This is a genomic window from Halomonas caseinilytica, assembly GCF_001662305.1.
Taxonomy (GTDB): domain Bacteria; phylum Pseudomonadota; class Gammaproteobacteria; order Pseudomonadales; family Halomonadaceae; genus Halomonas; species Halomonas caseinilytica.
The window spans coordinates 62,179-79,266 of sequence record NZ_BDEP01000001.1; the positions used below are offsets into that span (position 1 = coordinate 62,179).

Sequence of the window (17,088 nt, forward strand, 5' to 3'; positions counted from 1 at the left end):
GTTATCTGAGTCGGTGATCGCGAAACCGTTCACCCAGGGTGCGCTGTAGCCACTGGGCGATGGGGCCGCGTCCGCTGTCGCGGCGGGAGACCGTCTCGACCTCGATGACCGGCGGGATGCCGAGGGCATCGCTGGCCAGGTGGATGAGATCGTCGCGAAAGGGCGGGTATTGGGCGATGTGCTGTGGTACCAGGGCCCAACCGAGCCCCCGGGTCGCCAGTTCGGCCATGGAGTAGAAGCTGTTGAGTCGCCAGAACTGGGCGCTCAGTGGTTGCCAGGCATCGCCCTCGCTGCGTGAAGCGATCAATAGCTGGCGATGCCCGGCCAGATCGCCCGCTGAGGGCGCGGGAAGCTCGGCGAGGGGATGGTGACGCGCGACGACCAGGGCTTGCTGGAGATGGGCGATGCGAATGCCCTCCAGCAGCGGCCCCTGGCCCTGCTGGCGCAGGAGGATGCCAAGGTCGGCGGTCTGGTCTTCCACCCAGCCGGCGATATCGCCCTGGGCGCCATAGAGCAGCGTCAGTTGCAGGGCCGGGTAGTGGCCGGCCAATGCTTCCAGGCTCTCGTCCACCGGCGGCATTTCCACCAGCGCCTCGTCGATGGCCAGCACCAGCCGTGCTTCCTCGCCCTGGCCGATGGCTTGGGCCCGGGATTCGAGTCGCTGACACTGGCGGATGACCGCCCGCGCCTCGTGGAGCAGTGCGGCGCCTGCCTCGGTGAGGCGGGGCATCCGGCCCGTGCGGTCGAATAGCTGGCAGTCCAGGTCGGTCTCCAGGTGCGCGATGGCGGTGCTGATCGCGGACTGGACCCGGCCCAGATGGCGGGCCGCCGCCGAGAAAGAGCCCCGCTCGGCGCAGGCGATGAGGATTTCGAGCTGGTCAAGACTCCAACGCATGATATACGCGACCTATCTGAAAAATTGATGGATTCCAACTCGCACCCATCGCCATCATGGCGAGAATAGGAGGCCACGTCGAGGCCATGTTGGCCTGAGGGACCCGAGTGAGGAGGTCACGATGCGTTCCTGGAAGGAAAGGATCACGCACACTCTGCTTTTCGAAATGGGCGGACTGGTGCTGGTAACACCGCTGGCGAGCTGGCTGACCGGTCACGGCCTGAGCGAGATCGGAGTGCTGGCGGTGGGGCTGGCCAGTGCTGCCATGCTCTGGAACCTGGTCTGGAACCGGCTCTTCGATGTCTGGGTGCCGACGCGACGCCGTTCCCTCGTCCAGCGGATGGCCCAGGCCTTCGGCTTCGAGCTGGGGCTTTTGATCATGACGCTGCCGGCGGTGGCCTGGTGGCTCGGCATCGGGATCGTCGAGGCATTCTGGCTGGATCTCGGGTTCATGCTGTTTTTCCTGCTCTATGCCATGGTATTCAACACGCTTTTCGATCATGTCATGCGCCGGCGGCTGGCGCAGGGGGAGTGCGGATGAGTTATGTATTTCTCGCCCTGGCGATCATCGCCGAGGTCGTCGCCACATCGGCGCTCAAGGCATCGGACGAGTTTTCGCGTTTCTGGCCGAGCGTTCTGGTGGTGGTGGGCTATGTCACGGCCTTCTATCTGTTGACGCTGGTGTTCCGCACTCTGCCGGTAGGCATTACCTATGCGGTCTGGGCGGGGCTTGGCATCGTGCTGGTAACGCTAGTCGGCATGGTGGTCTACGGCGAACGCCCCGACCTGCCGGCGGTGGTGGGCATGGCCCTGATCATCGGCGGCGTGGCGGTGATTCAGGTGTTTTCCTCGTCGACGCCACACTGAGCCGAGATACGGTCGAAACGCCCTCCATGCCCGGGTAAACTGCGGAGTCGCGCCGTTGCCCGAATAACGCTGCATGGATGCCGTCATGTTTCATCGCACGCTGAGCTGTTGTCTGCTGGTCTTGTCATTGCTGCCGTCGTCCGTCATGGCGGCGGGATTTCCACGACTCTCGTCGCTGACTGATGATGGCTTTCGCATCAGTGCCGAGGCACGCCTGCTGGGCACGGGGGATCGCTCGGATGAGATTCTGGCGAGCCTGTCGCCGTCGCTTTCCCTGTCACCGGCCTCGGTCTCCAAGGTGTACACGGCGGCAGCGGCCCTTGACCGTTTCGGCCCCCAGCATCGCTTCACCACGCGTCTGGTCAGCACGGCCGAGCCCGGTCCCGATGGCGTGCTCGGCGGCGACCTGGTGTTCGATGGCGGCGGTGATCCGGCACTGACCAGCGAAGACCTGTGGCGCCTGGTTCAACGGCTGTACCAAGCCGGCGTGCGCGAGGTGACCGGCCGGCTGGTGGTCAGCCAGTGGCGTTTCGGGCCGGTGGACTGCATCACGACCGATCGTTGCGAGGCGCGTAGTCGAGTGGACAACGCCTACAGTGCGCTGCTGTCCTCCGCGGGTGTCAACTTCGGTAGCTGGTGCGTGAACGTCGCGCCGGGCTCGGCGCCCGGTGTGCCAGCCACGGTTACCGGCTGCGACAGCAAGGTTCTGCTGCCGGACATCGACAACCGGGTCGACACCAAGGCCGCCAATAGTGGGACCCAGCTATCGGCCCTGCGGTTGACCGAAGGCGGCGGTGATGTGGTGCGCGTCAGCGGGCAGATTTCCACCAATGCCCATCCCCGGGATCTCTACCGTGCCAGTGCCGCTCCGGCCGAGCAGACCGCGCAACTGCTGATGGCGATGCTCGAGCGTGCCGGTATCCAGGTCCAGGGCGGGCATACCACCAGCACCACGAAACCCTTGGCCTCGGCACGCGAGCTGGCCGCGGTGGATGGCGAACCGCTTCAGGAGGTTCTGCTGCGGACGCTCAATTACTCCAACAACTTCATGGCCGATGTGCTGGCGCTGGATATGGCAGCTGACCCGCGTCCGTCCCTGGAACAAGGCGGTGCCGCCATCGAAGCCTTCGCGGCCGGCATTCCCGACCATGGCCCGCTGACGCTGCGCAGCGGCAGCGGCCTGACACCGGAGAACCGCACCACCGCCAGCGGTGTGAACAGCCTGCTGGCGTACATGTTCGCTCAGCCCTCCCTGTTTCCCAGCTTCGTGGCCGGACTGCAGTCACCCAGCAACGGCGTGATGCGCTTCATCCGCAAGGGGCCTTCGAGCTTTCAGGACCGTGTGATGGTCAAGACCGGCACCCTCAATGAACCGGTGCAGGTACGCGCGATGACCGGCTATTTCCGCACCCGGTCGAATCGTTGGGGCGCCTTCACCGTGCTGGTCAACGGCACCGAGTCGACGCCGTATCTCAACTGGACAATGGTGCTGGAACGCCTGTCCGAGGATTTGGCCGCACTGATCGAGGCTCATTGAGTCGCCAGCGATACCAGATTGTGGAGGGCCGGCGAGTCATTGTCCGGCCGCCAGGCGAGCCACAGCAGCATATCGCACGTATCGAGCTCGGGTAGCTGTAGAAAGTGCACGCCGGGCATTGGGTGGTGGCTGCTGGCAGCGGGCACGATGGCGATGCCGAGCCCGGCGGCGACCATGCCGAGGATGGCGATATTGTCCGCACCGTACTGCACGACCCGGGGCTGGAAGTCGAGCCGGCGAAAGTGCGCCTGTATGCGGTCATGATACTGTGGCGAGGCGTGTCGGAAACCCCAGATGACGTCTGCGTCCGCCAGCTCGCGCAGGCTTGCTGGTGGTGATGTCGCCCAACGGGAATTCTCCGGGACGGCCAGCAGCAGGTGGTCGCGTTGCAACAGCCGTGTTTCCAAGCCGGGCAATTCACCTCCGTCGAGATAAAGGATGCCGGCATCCAGCCCGCCATCCTGCAGCCGATCGAGTTGAGGACCCGACAGCAGTGGAAAGACCTCGAAGGCCACTCGAGGGTAGTGATCCCGATAACTTGACAGCAGGCGAGCCACTTCGGGAACCCACAGGTGGGTCACCGTCACGCCGAGACTGACTCGACCCGTCACCCCTTGGCCCAGAGTCGAAAGGCGCGTGCGTAGCCGTGTGCGTTGATCGAGGAGTTCCCGAGCTTCTTCGTGGAGCGCCCGGCCGGCTACTGTGAGTCGCATGCCGCGGGCATGTCGGTTGAACAGCCGAGTCTCGAGATCTTCTTCCAGTAAGCGAATCTGGCGCGTCAGGGCGGGCTGGGCGACATGAACTCGTCGGCTTGCCGCGGACAACGAGCCTTCCTCCACCACGGCGAGAAAATACTGGAGTTGTCGGAATTCCATGCACGACCCTTGCTGGCAATATCGAAATGATATGGGTGGAATCCATTATGGATATTTTTTATATCGCCTAGCCTGCGCCATAGTCCAGTGACAATCCATAACAAGATTCGCTTCGGCGAGCTGGACAATCCCATGAACAAGACGCTGTATTCCCTTCTGGTCGTCGGGCACTTCACTTTATGCACCCTGGCCATGATCTGGCCCGGTGCGTTGATCGCCAATCGCGTCGAGCCGACCATGCTCGGCCTGCCTTTCCTGTTCGCCTGGTACATCCTGTGGATGCTGGTGCTGTTCCTCGGCATGTGGGCGGCTTTCGTCGTGCGGCCTGCGGGAGGTCGCGATGAATGATGCGATGATCGTCACGGCCATCACCCTGGCTTATCTCGGTATCGTACTCTGGGTCGGGTTACGGGCCCGAGGACGGGGCGGTTCCGGCCTGGAGGGCTATGTGGCAGGTGGCCGCCACGTCGGGGTGGTGATCCTGTTCTTCATCCTCGGCGCCGAGGTCTTCTCGGCCTTTGCCTTTCTCGGTACGCCGGGTTGGGCCTACCAGCATGGTGCCCCGGCCTTCTACATACTGGCTTATCTGTCGCTGGTACCCATCACCATCTGGGTGCTGGGGCCCAGGGTGGCGGCATTGGGCCGTGAACGAGGCTATCTGACCCAAGGCGATATGCTCGCCGACCATTATCGCAGTCGGCCGCTGGGCGTGCTGGCTGGGATCATCGGCGTCATGGCGCTGGTGCCCTATCTGACCATCCAAATCGCCGGGGCCGGACTGCTGTTTCAGGCCGCCACCGATGGCTTGGTCCCTTTCTGGTTGGGTGCTCTGCTGGCCTTTCTGGTGGTGGCGGCCTATGTGTTCTGTAGTGGCCTAAGTGGTATCGGCTGGACCAACCTGGTGCAGGGCATCATGATGATTGCCATTGCCTGGTTTCTGGGACTGGCGATCCCCGAGCATCTGTTCGGCGGTGTTGGTGAGATGTTCGCGCGTCTCCAGATCGAGGCGCCCGAGCATCTCGTCCTGCCTGGGGCGACCAACATGGGCTGGGGCTATTTCAGCACGGCCATTCTGGTTAGTGCCTTCGGCGGCGCCATGTGGCCGCACATGTTCATGAAGTTCTATTCGGCCGACAGCGGCCGGACCCTGCGTCGGGTCAGCGTTTTCTATCCGCTTTATGCCTATCTGCTGGTGCCCTTGTTGTTTATCGGCTTTGCGGGGGCGCTGGTGTTTGCCGAGATGCCCCTGAAGCGCCCGGATACCGTACTGTTGAAACTGGTGATGGAAGTCGCGGCGTTTCCGCCGTGGGTGGTTGGGTTGATGCTTTCCGGAGCGCTGGCGGCAGCCATGTCCACCGGCGCCAACCTGGCTCATACCGCAGCCGTGGTATTGGTGCGTGATGTCCTCGGTACCACGTTGATGCGTGATGTCGGCGAGCGGGCCACAGTGGCCGCGACTCGCTGGAGCGTGCTGGCGCTGTCGTTGATCGCCTATGGTCTCGCTCTGTTCAACCCTGCCTCTCTGGTGATGATCCTGCTCACCGCCTACGGACTGATCGTGCAACTTCTGCCGATGGTGCTGGGAGCGCTTTTCTTCCCATTGCTGAATCGTCGCAGCGCCATGGCCGGTGCCATCGCCGGCAGCCTCTCTTTCCTGCTGCTCGAGTTTGGTTTCGGCTCACCGCTGGGGTGGCATGCCGGTGTCTGGGGCATGCTCGCCAATCTGGCAGTGCTTGGCCTGTGCCAGGCGCTGCTGCGTGAACGTGGGGCCGCTCGCGTCCTCGATTGAGGCCATCCCCTTTGCTGACCCGATGGAGAGAACCATGAATCACCAACATCCACATCTAGACATCAGGGCGGCCGTCGAGAGTCAGGTCGAGTCGACTTTCGAACGGGTTCAAGACCTCTACCAGGCGATTCACTGTCAGCCGGAGCTACCCTTCCAAGAGCACCGTACCAGCGCACTGCTTGCCGAGGCATTGGAAACTCTGGGCTTCGAGGTAACGCGCGGCGTCGGTGGCACCGGGGTGGTGGCCCTGATGCGCAATGGCGAGGGGCCGACGGTGATGTTGCGGGGCGACATGGATGCCTTGCCCATCGAGGAGCAGACCGGGGTCGAGTTTGCCAGTCGGGAAACCGCCGAGAACGCTGAGGGCAAGAGGGTGCCGGTGATGCATGCTTGTGGTCATGATCTGCACAGCAGTTGCTTGGTCGGTGCCGCGTCCGTGCTAGCGGATCTCAAGGCGCAGTGGCAGGGAACCCTGATGCTGGTTGCCCAGCCCGCCGAGGAAATCTTCGGTGGTGCGCGGGCGATGCTCGATGACGGCCTCTATGAGCGTTTCGCGCGTCCGGATATCGTGCTTGGGCAGCATAATATGCCGGCCATGGCCGGTACGCTCGGCCATCTCGCGGGTAACGCCATGGCGGCCGCCACTACCTTGAGGGTGACCATCCATGGCGATGGTGGGCACGGTTCCATGCCGGCCTATACCGTGGATCCCGTGGTGATCGCTGCGTATGTGGTGACGCGTCTGCAGACCATCGTGGCCCGGGAAGTGCCTCCGGAGGAAACCGTCGTGGTCACGGTCGGCAAGCTGCATGCCGGGACCCAGGGCAACATCATTCCCCATACGGCGGAACTCGAGATCAACGTGCGCAGTTTCGACAACGCACTGCACCGCCGCGTGCTCGAGGCCATCGAACGCATCGTGCGGGCCGAGTGCGAGGCGGGCCGCTCGCCTCGAGATCCGGAGTTTCACACACTCACCGAGACCATATCACTGCACAATGATGAGGAAGCCGTCGAGCGGGTGCGTCGTGCCCATGCCGAATATTTTGGTGAGTCGCAGCTTTTCGCCATGCCGCGACTCAACGGCAGCGAGGATTTTCCCTACTTCGGCAATGCCATGGCGGGAGGTTTCGGCGGTGATGATATTCCCTGTGTCTATTGGTTCATCGGCGCGACGCCCGAGGCACGCTGGCGGGAGACGCCAGGCGAGGGGATCTCCGAAAAGATGCGTCATCTGGAAATGCCGCATTCACCGTATTACTTCCCCGGGCAGGAGGCGACCATACGGACGGGAATAGCGGCGTTGACCACCGGAGCCCTGGCCTACCTGGCTCCCTAGAGGAACTGTGCATCGGTTCTGCTACCATCGCTGCTCATACCCTGGCTGATCGATGGATACTGGCAGATGAAACCTGGACACACCGGCCTGCGCCATCTGGTGCATTCCACTCGCTATTCCTTCAAGGGGCTCAAGGCGGCCTATCGCTACGAGTCGGCCTTTCGCCAGGAGCTCGGCCTCTGCCTGGTGCTGATTCCCCTGGCATGGTGGATCGGTGAGGCGCCGGTGGAGTGGCTCTTGCTGGTCGGCAGTTGCCTGCTGGTGTTGATCGTCGAGTTGCTCAACACTGCTGTCGAGAGCGTGGTGGATCGCATCGGCCCCGAGCGTCACAAGCTCTCCGGGCGTGCCAAGGACATCGGCTCGGCGGCGGTGATGCTGGCATTGGTCTTTGCCGGGCTGACCTGGGGGTTGTTGCTGTGGGACAAGTTTCTGGGTTGAGTCGGTGCTTTCTTAAACGCGCCTAGTGTCCGAGGCGTGTGCTTGGTTATGCTGAGGGCATTCGCCAGCCGACGATGAGACGCCCATGGCCCTGCCTGCTGATTTCCTGCCCCTGGATGCCATTCCCGAACCGCTGACCTCGGCGTTGCGGCATACTTGGGAGCGTCTCACCGCTTCGCTCGAGCAGGCCGACAATCTGGCGTCGATGCAGGGCCAGGAGGCGCCGAGTGAATGCTGGACGGCGCTGTCTCCCGAGCGGTGCGAACAACTGGCCCGGGTGCTGGCCGTTTCCGGTTTTGCCGTGGAGACGCTGGTGCGCCATCCCGAATGGCTCGCCCATCTGGATGCGGAGGGCGAACTGGATGCCGCGCCCTCCGAGGCAACCCTGCGCGAGTCGCTCGAGGAACGTCTCGAAGACGCCGAGGACGAAGCCGCCATGCATGCCGCCATCCGCCGCTTTCGGCAGGCTCGCATGCTGGGCATCGTCTGGCGCGACCTGACGCGCCCGCAAGGCATCGACATGTGGCACACTAGCGGCGCCGTGTCGCGTCTGGCCGAGGTGTGCCTGGAGGCGGCGCTGAGCTGGCTCGAGAAGCACGTCGAGCCGCGTTGGGGACGACCCGCCGCGCGAGCCGATGGCAGCGAGCAACGCCTGGTGGTGCTGGGCATGGGCAAGCTCGGGGCCGGCGAACTCAACCTGTCTTCCGATATCGACCTGATCTTCGCCTTCCCCGAGAAGGGCGAGACCCAGGGCGGGCGCAAGTCGCTGGAACATCAGGAATATTTCACCAAGCTTGGCCAGAAGCTGATCGCTGCGCTGGACGCGGTGACCGCCGACGGCTTCGCCTTCCGGGTCGACATGCGGCTGCGCCCTCTGGGGGATGGCGGCCCGCTGGTCGGCAGCTTCACCTCCCTGGCCGGCTATTATCAGGATCAGGGCCGGGAGTGGGAGCGCTACGCCATGCTCAAGGCGCGACCGGTGGCCGGCGACGTGGATGCCGGTGATGAGTTGCTGGCGAGCCTGCGGCCCTTCGTCTATCGCAAGTATCTCGATTTCGGTGCCATCGAGTCGCTGCGCGAGTTGAAGTCGATGATCAACCGCGAGGTGAAACGCCGTGGCATGGAAGGCAACATCAAGCTCGGGCCCGGCGGCATTCGCGAGGTCGAGTTCGTGGTCCAGGCCTTCCAGTTGATCCGCGGTGGGCGTGATACCGAGCTGCAGGTGACCTCGTTGCGCAGCGCGCTCGAACGTCTGCCGGCGCTGGGGCTGCTGCCGCAGGAGGTGGTCGACGAACTCGAGCCGGACTATCGCTTCCTGCGCGATCTGGAGCATGTCCTGCAGGCGCTCGAGGATCGCCAGACCCAGATGCTGCCCGAAGGTGAGCTCGAGCGTGAGCGTGTCGCCCTGGGGCTGGACATGGAGGACTGGCCGGCGGTGATGGGGCGCCTCGACGAAGTCCGCGCCCGGGTGCGTCGGCATTTCGATGCGGTGATCGCCGACCCCGAAGAGGAAGTGGAGCCGGACGAAGGCGCCTCGGAGACGAACAGCGGAGTCGACCTCGAGGAGTGGCGAGCCCTGTGGCGCGGGCATGAAAGTGAGGAGGAGGCCCTGGCACTGCTCGAGGCCGGTGGCTTCGACGCGGCGGCGGCCAGCCATCGTCGATTGATGGCATTGCGTCGTTCTCGCCAGGTCCAGAGCATGCAGCGCATCGGCTTCGAGCGCCTCGATGCCCTGATGCCGCTGCTGCTGGAGGCTGCCGCGGACAGCGACGCGCCCGACACTGCCTTGGAACGCGTGCTGCCCTTGATTGAGGCGGTACTGCGACGCACCGCCTATCTGGCGTTGCTGCGCGAGAATCCGGTGGCTCTGGAACATCTCATGCGGCTGTGCAGCGCCAGCCCCTGGATCGCCGACCAGTTGGCGCGCCATCCCATCCTGCTCGACGAGCTGCTCACGCCGGATACGCTGTACACACCGGCGGACAAGGCGCGCCTGGCCGACGAGTTGCGCCAGGCGCTGGGGCGAATCCCCGAGGATGACGAAGAGGGCCAGCTTGAGGCGTTACGGGTGTTCAAGCATGCTCAGGTGCTGCACGTTGCCGCCTCGGACATCGCCGGCACCCGCCACTTGATGAAGGTCAGCGATTATCTGACCTATATCGCCGAAGTGGTGCTCGAGGCGGTTCTGGCCATGGCCTGGAAGCATCTGACCCGCAAGCATGGCTTTCCCGAACGCCGTGACGGCGGCCGCTGTGGCCAGGTGCCGGAATTTCTGATCGTCGGCTACGGCAAGCTCGGGGGCATCGAGCTTGGCTATGGTTCGGATCTGGATCTGGTATTCCTGCACGATGGCGCCGGCCAGGGCAGCACCGACGGGGCCAGGCCCATCGACAATGCGGTGTTCTTCACTCGACTCGGCCAGCGCATCATCCACTTGCTCACCGCCATGACGCCGGCGGGCAGCCTCTACGAGGTCGACATGCGCCTGCGCCCCTCGGGCAATTCGGGATTGCTGGTCTCGAGCCTCGATGCCTTCGCCGACTACCAGCGCCGCGAAGCCTGGACCTGGGAACACCAGGCCCTGGTTCGGGCACGCGTGGTGGCGGGCCACGAAACCCTGAGCGAGCGTTTCGCCGAGGTACGTGGCGCTATCCTCGGCAGCGAACGCGACCTCGACGAGCTGCGCGGTGAGGTCGTGGCCATGCGCCATCGGATGCGCGAACACCTGAGCGGCAAGGCCGATGCCGGTCGTTTCGACCTCAAGCACGACCCGGGCGGCATGGTCGATATCGAGTTCCTGTGCCAGTACGCCGTGCTGGCCATGGGGCACGAGACGCCCGCATTGCTGACCTACAGTGACAACATGCGCATCCTCGAGACCCTCGAGGAGACCGGCCGGCTGCCGGCCGACGACTGTCGCCGCCTGCGTGACGCTTACCTGGCTTGCCGCACGGCATCCCACCGCTCGGCCCTGACAGGCGACCCGGCATTTGGCGACGTCGAGGACTTCAAGGCGCATCGCGATACTGTCATCGCGGTGTGGGAACGGTTGCTCGAGCTGGCCTCATGAAACCGGCTTATCGATAAGGAAACCATCACGATGCACAAGGTCCTGGTCCTGCATGGCCCCAACCTCAACCTACTGGGTACGCGTCAGCCGGAGATCTACGGTCGCGAGACCCTGGCCGATATCGACCGCGACCTGCGCGAGCAAGCGGCACGGGCCGGCTGGGAGCTGGCCTGCCGGCAGAGCAACCATGAGGGCGAGCTGATCGATGCCATCCATGCCGCTCGGCTAGATGGCACCGCGGCGATCATCATCAATCCGGCCGCTTATACCCACACTTCGGTGGCCATTCTGGATGCGCTCAATGCCTTCGACGGCAAGGTGATCGAGGTACATCTCTCGAACGTGCACAAGCGCGAGGCCTTTCGCCACCACTCCTACGTATCGCTGCGGGCCGATGGGGTCATCGCCGGACTCGGTAGTCAGGGCTACCATGCCGCCCTGGAGGCATTGATCACGGCTGGATGAGCGACACGCTGGACCAGCTTCGCGAGTGACTTGCGCGGATTTATAGTCCTTCACGGGACGGCTGCGCTGCAGGCAGACTAGAGCCCAAGGCTTCATTCATCGATCCTGCCTTCCCAATCTCAGGGGATGACCTTCTCGGCGCGAAGCCGGTCGAATAGATCAAAAAAGGCACCGCGAGTCTCGCGGAAATGGTCGAAGCCGAAGTCGCGGGACTTGGTGGTGTCGTTGACACATTCCTGGTCGCGACTCAGGTCGGCGTCGGTGTGCCACCAGGAAGCCAGCTTGTCGACGTCCGGCTCGACGAGATCGTGCTTTGCGGCGATTTCGCGCCAGGTCGATTCCGCGTTGGCCATCTGATCCTCCAGCGGCTGCGGTGTCTCGGGGCAGTCAGCCACCTCGAGGCCGAAGTATTCACCGATCTCATGCCACATGCGGCGCCAGCGGAAGACATCGCCATTGACCGTATTGAAGGCTTGATTCGCTGCGCCCGGCGTGGTCGCCGCCCATTCCATCTGCCGTGCCAGCACGAGAGCATCGGTCATGTCGGTCAGCGCATTCCACTGAGTCTGCGATCCCGGGAACACAAACGGCTGGCCGGTTGCCTTGCAGATCGATGCGTAGACGGCAAGCGTCGTGCCCATGTTCATGGCGTTGCCGCGGGCATATCCGATCACGGTGTGCGGTCGGTGCACGTTCCAGGCAAAGCCGTGATGCTCGGCGGCCTCTAACAGTACGTCTTCCAAGGCGTAGTAGAAGTTATCGCCCGGCACGCGCGGCTCGGATTCACGGAATGGAGTCTCGATACGCCCACTGCCGTAGGCCTCGAACGACCCTAGATACTGTTTGGTGCCGGTCACCAGCGAGGCATGTTGCAGGTTATCGCTATCGAGCGCTTCGAACAGATGACGCATCATCGCACTGTTGGCTTCAACGTTGGCCTTCTCATTGTCGCGACGAACCCAGGTGCAGTAGAAAACATGTGTGATCGGCAGCCCGGCGAGCGCTTGCTCGGTGGCCGGCTTGTCCAGCAGATCGGCGGCAACGGGAATCACGCCGCTCTGTTCGGTGGCACGGCGCGATAGACCGTAAACGGTCCACCCGCTGGCAACTAGATAAGAAGCCAGATTGCCGCCGGTGATACCGGTGGCGCCCACAACGAGTGCTGTGCCTTTGCGCATGATCAGTGTCCCTCTTGGAAGTTCAAGAAGATCCGGCTTCACGCCAGATCGATGGATACAGCTTGATAGAGGGCTGCTGTTGCTACAATCGGTAGTATTGCAAATCTTTATTGCGTATATCGCAACATAATGAGCCTTGATACGATGGACCTGAACGCCTTGCGCGTATTCGAACGTGTCGCCGCCACCGGCAGCTTTACCGCCGCCGCGCACCATTTTCATCGCGCCGTATCATCCGTTTCGCGACAGATTCGTGGACTGGAAGAATCGGTGGGGCAGCCGCTGTTCTATCGGCACACCCGTGCCGTCACCCTGACCGAGGCCGGTTGGCGCTATTACGAAGAGGTTCGCGATATTCTCGAACGCCTCGACATGGCAACCGAAGCGCTGAATCAACCACAGGCGGAACCTAGTGGTGTGTTGCGCATCAATGCTCCGGTGGCCTTCGGCCAGCGCCAGATCGTGCCGTTGCTTCATCGCTTTCAATGCCGTTTCCCGGGTATCAAGGCGGAACTGCAGTTGAGCGATCACGTCGTCGACCCGGTGCGCGAAGGCCATGACATTACCTTCCGAGTCGGTCATTTATCCGATTCATCGCTGATTGCACGGCAACTGGCGCCGATGAACTACGTCGTCGCAGCGTCACCCGACTACCTGGCAAGGCGGGGAAGGCCGGAAGCTCCCGAGGCACTTGTCGAGCATGACTGCCTGATCTACCAGGGAGAGCTGGGCCGCCAGCGTTGGTATTTCCAGCAGGACGATGGGGAGAGGGAAGTCGCCCATGAGGTCGATGGTAGCCTCGTCAGCAATGATGCTGAGAGCTTGCTGAGGGCGGCGCTTCTTGGCCAGGGGCTGGTCATGTTTCCCACCTGGCTGATCGCTGAGGAGTTGGCTTCGGGGACTCTGGTGGCGCTGCTCGAGGCATGGCGTAGCGAGGTCATGCCCGGCCATCGCGAGCTTTATGTCTTGACGTCCGAGCGCCGGCTCAGGGCACCCAAGGTGCGTGCCTTCATGGATTTTGTGCTCGAGGAGGTGTCGCCTTTCCCGCCTTGGGATGGCTGGCGAGAAAGGTTGTAGCCCGATTCATGCTCAGGAGCATGCATGTACCACCATGGGTCACGCGTTCGAGCTAGCCGGAGGACAGAGCGAACAGGCCGCTATGCCGCATCAGCCACAGCACCAGGCTGATGGTCACAAAGGACCCCAGGGTGCTGACCATCAGGGCGGCGGCAGTGATATCGCTCAGCCCGAAGCGCTGCCCGAATATCGGATAGACGCTGATCATCGGGGCGCAGGCGAACAGCAGGGCGCCGGTAAGCAGCAGTGGATCGATATCCGGCAGCAGAAGGAAAATGCCGAACACCGCCAATGGGTGTAGCACCAGCTTGCCGATGGCGATCTGGCCCATGTCCCGGACCATGCCCTTGGGGCGCAGGCCGTACAGTGAGCCGCCGATCACGAAGAGCGCAGCGGGGCCGGCGGCACCGGCCAGCATATCGATGGCCTTGGCCAGGGGAGCAGGGATGGGGCGGCCCATGACGGCGAGCAGAACACCGATCAGCAGTCCGATCAGCACGGGGTTGCGCACCAGGCGAAGAGCTGTCTGGTGCAGTGTCCCGCGGAAGCCATTACCGGTCTGGCGGCCCAGCTCGGCAAGGGTCAGGGCTAAGGGAATGATCAGCAGGTTCTCGATCAGCATGTTCAAGGCGAGGAACATCGCGGCGGGGGATCCCAACACCATGGCGGCTACCGGGTAGCCGATGAAGCCGCTGTTGGACGCCGACATGCCAAGGGCCTGGATGGCACCGGTGCCCAGGGGTTTGTGCTCCAACCCGAGGGTGAACGCCAGGCCGAGCGCGAACACCCCGAGGGAGCCGGCCCCGTAGGCCAACAGGTAGTCGGGATCGAAGACCTCGCCTAGCGGGTTCTGGGTCAGGGCGCGTATGACCAGCGCCGGAAGGGCGAAGTACATGACGAAGATGCCGATGCCCTGCAACGGCTCATGACCAATGATGCGGCCGGCCCGGGCCAGGTAACCAAGGCCGATGATGGCGAAGATCGGGGTGGTGATAGCGAGAATGTCGAGCATTCGAGGCCTCCTTGCCGCTGTGCTCCCGTCTCGTGTGAAAGGCCGCGCGATGCTCCGCCTGCGGCATGGTGAGGATGGCGGGGTCAGGTGTCAGGCGTTGTGCTCAGCTGACATGGGTCTTGATCAGTTGCACCTTGTCCCGCAGCAACGGCAGGAATGACCGTGTCAGGGTGTCGAAGTCGATGCGCGCGGCATTGGTGCTGATGTTGATGGCACCGAGCAGCTTGCCGTTGGCGTCGAAGGCCGGGACTGCCAGGGAGCGCAATCCCGGGTCCAGTTCCTGGTCGACGATGCTGTATCCCTGCTGGCGTACCTGCTCGATGCAGTTGCGCAACTGGGCCGTATCGGTGATGGAACGCTCGGTATGCGGCTCGAGCTTCACTTGTTCGAGATAGCGGGCCAGTTCGTCATCCGGCAACTGCGACAGCAGCACACGCCCCATCGAGGTATAGGCCGCCGGCAGGCGCGTGCCGACTGACAGGGTGATCGCCATCAGGCGATGCTTGGCGGAAGATCGGGCCACATAGATCACATCGTTACCGTCCAGCACACCCATCGACGACGACTCGCCGATTTCATCGGTGATGTCCTCCAGGTATTGCTGGATCACCGAGCGGTAGTTGTTGGCCGACAGGAAGGCATACCCGAGTTGCAGTGCCTTGGGGGCAAGCTCGAAGTGACGTTGCTGCTTGCGAACGTAGCCCAGGGCATGCAGCGTCAGCAGGAAGCGGCGAGCACGGGCTCGGTTCATGTCCGTCTTGGCAGCGACTTCGCTCAGCGTCATGCGCGGGGTTTCGTCGTCGAAGGCCTGGATGACCTCGAGGCCGCTGGCCAGCGCTGTCACGAAGTCGCGATCATCGGGGGTCAGGGTATCGTCTTGCATGAGGGTGCCTTCGCTATGGTTCATGTCGACTTGCTAGGTCGCTCGCCCTCAATCTAGCATAATTGTTCGAATTGCGAACACCTGTGCGACTTATGTCAAGTGATGCGCCGACTCCCCGCGAGAGCCGGCCGTTCCTGCCAGTGGAGAGCCTGTCATGCCCGACGCCCTGATCCAGCATCCCTTCATGAGCCAGAGCGGTCTGGCCGCGTCCCGCGACGAGGACTTCGTCGGCGCCATGCTGGCTTTCGAACTGGCGCTGGTCGAGACTCAGGAGGCCAAAGGGGCCATTCCTGCTGGGGTCAGTCGACGCATGCGAGCCTGCCTCGAGAGTCACGATTTCGATCCGGGCGCAATAGCCGAGGGTGTGGCCAGCGGCGGCAACGCCGCCATTCCTTTCGTCAAGGCCGGACGAGCAGTGCTCCCCGATGATCTCAAGCCCTACTGGCATCTTGGCGCGACCAGCCAGGACGTGGTCGATTCTGCCCTGATGCTTCTGCTGACGCCACGCCTGGCCCGTCTGGATGCCTTGCTGGCCCGCTGTCGACGCGCGGCGTTGCCGCTGATGGAGGCTCACGCTCGGACGCCGATGGTCGGGCGCACCCTGATGCAGCAGGCGTTGCCGATCACCTTCGGCGTCAAGGTGGCCCACTGGGCCTTGGGGCTGGAGCAGGCGCGCCGCCGTCTCGCCACCCTGGCCGAACCGGGGCTGCCCGTGCAGTTCGGTGGGGCCGTGGGGGTGCATTCTGGCTGGGAAACCCTGGGACTCACTGTCATGGACGGCCTCGCCGAGCGCCTGGGCCTCTCGGCGCCGGTGTTGCCCTGGCACACCGATCGCCAGCCGATCCATGCCCTGGCGACGGCCTTCGATGGTGCGGCCGGGGCCGTCGAGAAGTTGGCGCTGGACGTGTCGCTGATGACTCAGACCGAGCTCGGCGAGGTGGCCGAGCCCGCCGGGGAAGGCATGGGCGAGTCGTCGTCCATGCCCCACAAGCGTAACCCGGTGCGCTGCGCGATGATCCGGGGCGCCTGTCGTCAGATCCATGGTCACACCACGGTCATACTCAATGCCACGGCCCAGCCGCTGGAGCGCGGGTTGGGCGAGTGGCATGCCGAATGGGCGCCACTGCTCGACAGTGCGCTATTGCTGGAGGGAGCCCTCGAACAGGCTGCCGTGTTGCTCGAGGGGCTGGAGGTGCACGCCGAGGCCATGCAGCGCAATCTCACGGTGACCGGTGGCGCGATCATGGCCGAGCCGGTCACCAGGTTGCTGACGCCTCACCTGGGGACGGAACAGGCCAAGGCCCTGGCCGCGGAGGCGGCGGAGCAGGCACGCCAGCAGCGGATCCCGTACGCCGATGCGCTCGAGGCGTTGATGGTGTCGCGTCATGGTGAGCTGTCGGGCGAAATCGGGCGGGCGGATCTCGAGGCGGTCACGGATCCGGCGTTATACCTTGGTAGCAGTCAGGCGCAGGTGGATCGCGCTCGGGCTTGGTTGGAAGATCGCTAATAGACTGAAACTCAAGTGAAAGAAACGTCCTGAACGGGGGCAGGGAACACCTGCCCCCGTTTTTCGTGCGCGTTTGACGGGCCGGAGCTGGCGGATTATTTTGTTCGTATAACAAACCTATGTTCGTACAGCGCACCTTGCCGAGTGACAAGTCTC

The 17,088-nt window shown here is 63.5% G+C and carries 16 protein-coding genes; 11 read left to right on the plus strand and 5 right to left on the minus strand.

All coding sequences use genetic code 11. The features are described 5' to 3' along the window. Window position 1 precedes the first annotated feature (1 nt). Window positions 2-895 (minus strand): LysR family transcriptional regulator, encoded by an 894-nt coding sequence (locus tag A9O65_RS00305; RefSeq protein WP_064701041.1) that lies wholly within the window; start codon window positions 893-895, stop codon window positions 2-4. Window positions 896-1,016: 121 nt separating this feature from the next. On the opposite strand from A9O65_RS00305, the gene A9O65_RS00310 reads away from it, so the two are divergent. The 3 genes from A9O65_RS00310 (at window position 1,017) to dacB (ending at window position 3,299) form a co-directional block, all read left to right on the plus strand. Then, the gene (locus A9O65_RS00310) at window positions 1,017-1,436 is read left to right on the plus strand and encodes a PACE efflux transporter (RefSeq protein ID WP_064699028.1); all 420 of its coding nucleotides are present in this window, start codon (window positions 1,017-1,019) and stop codon (window positions 1,434-1,436) included. Then, window positions 1,433-1,762 (plus strand): DMT family transporter, encoded by a 330-nt coding sequence (locus A9O65_RS00315; RefSeq protein WP_064699027.1) that lies wholly within the window; start codon window positions 1,433-1,435, stop codon window positions 1,760-1,762. Before A9O65_RS00310 ends, A9O65_RS00315 begins: the two co-directional genes overlap by 4 nt. Before the next feature lie 85 nt (window positions 1,763-1,847). After that, the gene (dacB, locus tag A9O65_RS00320; RefSeq protein WP_254783125.1) at window positions 1,848-3,299 is read left to right on the plus strand and encodes a D-alanyl-D-alanine carboxypeptidase/D-alanyl-D-alanine endopeptidase; all 1,452 of its coding nucleotides are present in this window, start codon (window positions 1,848-1,850) and stop codon (window positions 3,297-3,299) included. Here the strand turns inward: dacB and A9O65_RS00325 are convergent. Beyond that, a complete protein-coding gene (locus A9O65_RS00325) occupies window positions 3,293-4,174 on the minus strand; it encodes a LysR family transcriptional regulator (RefSeq protein WP_064701043.1) in 882 nt (293 codons plus the stop codon). The genes dacB and A9O65_RS00325 overlap by 7 nt on opposite strands. A 132-nt stretch (window positions 4,175-4,306) precedes the next feature. On the opposite strand from A9O65_RS00325, the gene A9O65_RS00330 reads away from it, so the two are divergent. From A9O65_RS00330 to aroQ, 6 genes are all read left to right on the plus strand, one after another. Next, entirely contained in the window at window positions 4,307-4,522 is a 216-nt protein-coding gene (locus A9O65_RS00330; protein ID WP_064701075.1) for a hypothetical protein, read from the plus strand. After that, window positions 4,515-5,963, plus strand: a complete 1,449-nt coding sequence (locus A9O65_RS00335; protein WP_064699024.1) for a sodium:solute symporter family protein — start codon at window positions 4,515-4,517, stop codon at window positions 5,961-5,963. Before A9O65_RS00330 ends, A9O65_RS00335 begins: the two co-directional genes overlap by 8 nt. A gap of 34 nt (window positions 5,964-5,997) precedes the next feature. After that, on the plus strand, window positions 5,998-7,302 hold the full coding sequence (locus tag A9O65_RS00340) for an amidohydrolase (protein ID WP_064701044.1): 1,305 nt from the start codon (window positions 5,998-6,000) through the stop codon (window positions 7,300-7,302). A 66-nt stretch (window positions 7,303-7,368) separates the two neighbouring features. Beyond that, window positions 7,369-7,740, plus strand: coding sequence for a diacylglycerol kinase (locus tag A9O65_RS00345; RefSeq protein ID WP_064699022.1), 372 nt, complete (start codon window positions 7,369-7,371; stop codon window positions 7,738-7,740). Between the two features lie 85 nt (window positions 7,741-7,825). Next, the gene (gene glnE, locus A9O65_RS00350) at window positions 7,826-10,810 is read left to right on the plus strand and encodes a bifunctional [glutamate--ammonia ligase]-adenylyl-L-tyrosine phosphorylase/[glutamate--ammonia-ligase] adenylyltransferase (RefSeq protein WP_064701045.1); all 2,985 of its coding nucleotides are present in this window, start codon (window positions 7,826-7,828) and stop codon (window positions 10,808-10,810) included. Window positions 10,811-10,840: 30 nt separating this feature from the next. Beyond that, the gene (aroQ, locus tag A9O65_RS00355; RefSeq protein ID WP_170862793.1) at window positions 10,841-11,275 is read left to right on the plus strand and encodes a type II 3-dehydroquinate dehydratase; all 435 of its coding nucleotides are present in this window, start codon (window positions 10,841-10,843) and stop codon (window positions 11,273-11,275) included. A 119-nt stretch (window positions 11,276-11,394) separates the two neighbouring features. Here the strand turns inward: aroQ and A9O65_RS00360 are convergent, their stop codons facing one another. Then, window positions 11,395-12,453: an SDR family oxidoreductase gene (locus A9O65_RS00360; RefSeq protein WP_064701046.1), complete on the minus strand. Its 1,059-nt coding sequence runs from the start codon at window positions 12,451-12,453 to the stop codon at window positions 11,395-11,397. Between the two features lie 144 nt (window positions 12,454-12,597). Here A9O65_RS00360 and A9O65_RS00365 point away from each other — a divergent pair, with 144 nt between their 5' ends. Continuing rightward, complete coding sequence (locus tag A9O65_RS00365; RefSeq protein ID WP_064699018.1) at window positions 12,598-13,530, plus strand: LysR family transcriptional regulator; 933 nt, start codon at window positions 12,598-12,600, stop codon at window positions 13,528-13,530. A gap of 52 nt (window positions 13,531-13,582) precedes the next feature. Here A9O65_RS00365 and A9O65_RS00370 read toward each other — a convergent pair whose 3' ends face one another. Beyond that, on the minus strand, window positions 13,583-14,542 hold the full coding sequence (locus tag A9O65_RS00370; RefSeq protein ID WP_064701047.1) for an AEC family transporter: 960 nt from the start codon (window positions 14,540-14,542) through the stop codon (window positions 13,583-13,585). A 103-nt stretch (window positions 14,543-14,645) separates the two neighbouring features. Then, the gene (locus A9O65_RS00375) at window positions 14,646-15,425 is read right to left on the minus strand and encodes an IclR family transcriptional regulator domain-containing protein (protein ID WP_064699085.1); all 780 of its coding nucleotides are present in this window, start codon (window positions 15,423-15,425) and stop codon (window positions 14,646-14,648) included. 154 nt (window positions 15,426-15,579) lie between these two features. Here A9O65_RS00375 and A9O65_RS00380 point away from each other — a divergent pair, with 154 nt between their 5' ends. Continuing rightward, window positions 15,580-16,932, plus strand: coding sequence for a class-II fumarase/aspartase family protein (locus A9O65_RS00380; protein ID WP_064701048.1), 1,353 nt, complete (start codon window positions 15,580-15,582; stop codon window positions 16,930-16,932). The last annotated feature ends 156 nt before the right edge of the window (window positions 16,933-17,088 follow it).

Coding starts and splice junctions, on each gene's coding strand:
- A9O65_RS00305 (WP_064701041.1), bottom strand. CDS start 895: ATGCGTTGGAGTCTTGACCAGCTCGAAATCCTCATCGCCTGCGCCGAG.
- A9O65_RS00310 (WP_064699028.1), top strand. CDS start 1,017: ATGCGTTCCTGGAAGGAAAGGATCACGCACACTCTGCTTTTCGAAATG.
- A9O65_RS00315 (WP_064699027.1), top strand. CDS start 1,433: ATGAGTTATGTATTTCTCGCCCTGGCGATCATCGCCGAGGTCGTCGCC.
- dacB (WP_254783125.1), top strand. CDS start 1,848: ATGTTTCATCGCACGCTGAGCTGTTGTCTGCTGGTCTTGTCATTGCTG.
- A9O65_RS00325 (WP_064701043.1), bottom strand. CDS start 4,174: ATGGAATTCCGACAACTCCAGTATTTTCTCGCCGTGGTGGAGGAAGGC.
- A9O65_RS00330 (WP_064701075.1), top strand. CDS start 4,307: ATGAACAAGACGCTGTATTCCCTTCTGGTCGTCGGGCACTTCACTTTA.
- A9O65_RS00335 (WP_064699024.1), top strand. CDS start 4,515: ATGAATGATGCGATGATCGTCACGGCCATCACCCTGGCTTATCTCGGT.
- A9O65_RS00340 (WP_064701044.1), top strand. CDS start 5,998: ATGAATCACCAACATCCACATCTAGACATCAGGGCGGCCGTCGAGAGT.
- A9O65_RS00345 (WP_064699022.1), top strand. CDS start 7,369: ATGAAACCTGGACACACCGGCCTGCGCCATCTGGTGCATTCCACTCGC.
- glnE (WP_064701045.1), top strand. CDS start 7,826: ATGGCCCTGCCTGCTGATTTCCTGCCCCTGGATGCCATTCCCGAACCG.
- aroQ (WP_170862793.1), top strand. CDS start 10,841: ATGCACAAGGTCCTGGTCCTGCATGGCCCCAACCTCAACCTACTGGGT.
- A9O65_RS00360 (WP_064701046.1), bottom strand. CDS start 12,453: ATGCGCAAAGGCACAGCACTCGTTGTGGGCGCCACCGGTATCACCGGC.
- A9O65_RS00365 (WP_064699018.1), top strand. CDS start 12,598: ATGGACCTGAACGCCTTGCGCGTATTCGAACGTGTCGCCGCCACCGGC.
- A9O65_RS00370 (WP_064701047.1), bottom strand. CDS start 14,542: ATGCTCGACATTCTCGCTATCACCACCCCGATCTTCGCCATCATCGGC.
- A9O65_RS00375 (WP_064699085.1), bottom strand. CDS start 15,425: ATGCAAGACGATACCCTGACCCCCGATGATCGCGACTTCGTGACAGCG.
- A9O65_RS00380 (WP_064701048.1), top strand. CDS start 15,580: ATGCCCGACGCCCTGATCCAGCATCCCTTCATGAGCCAGAGCGGTCTG.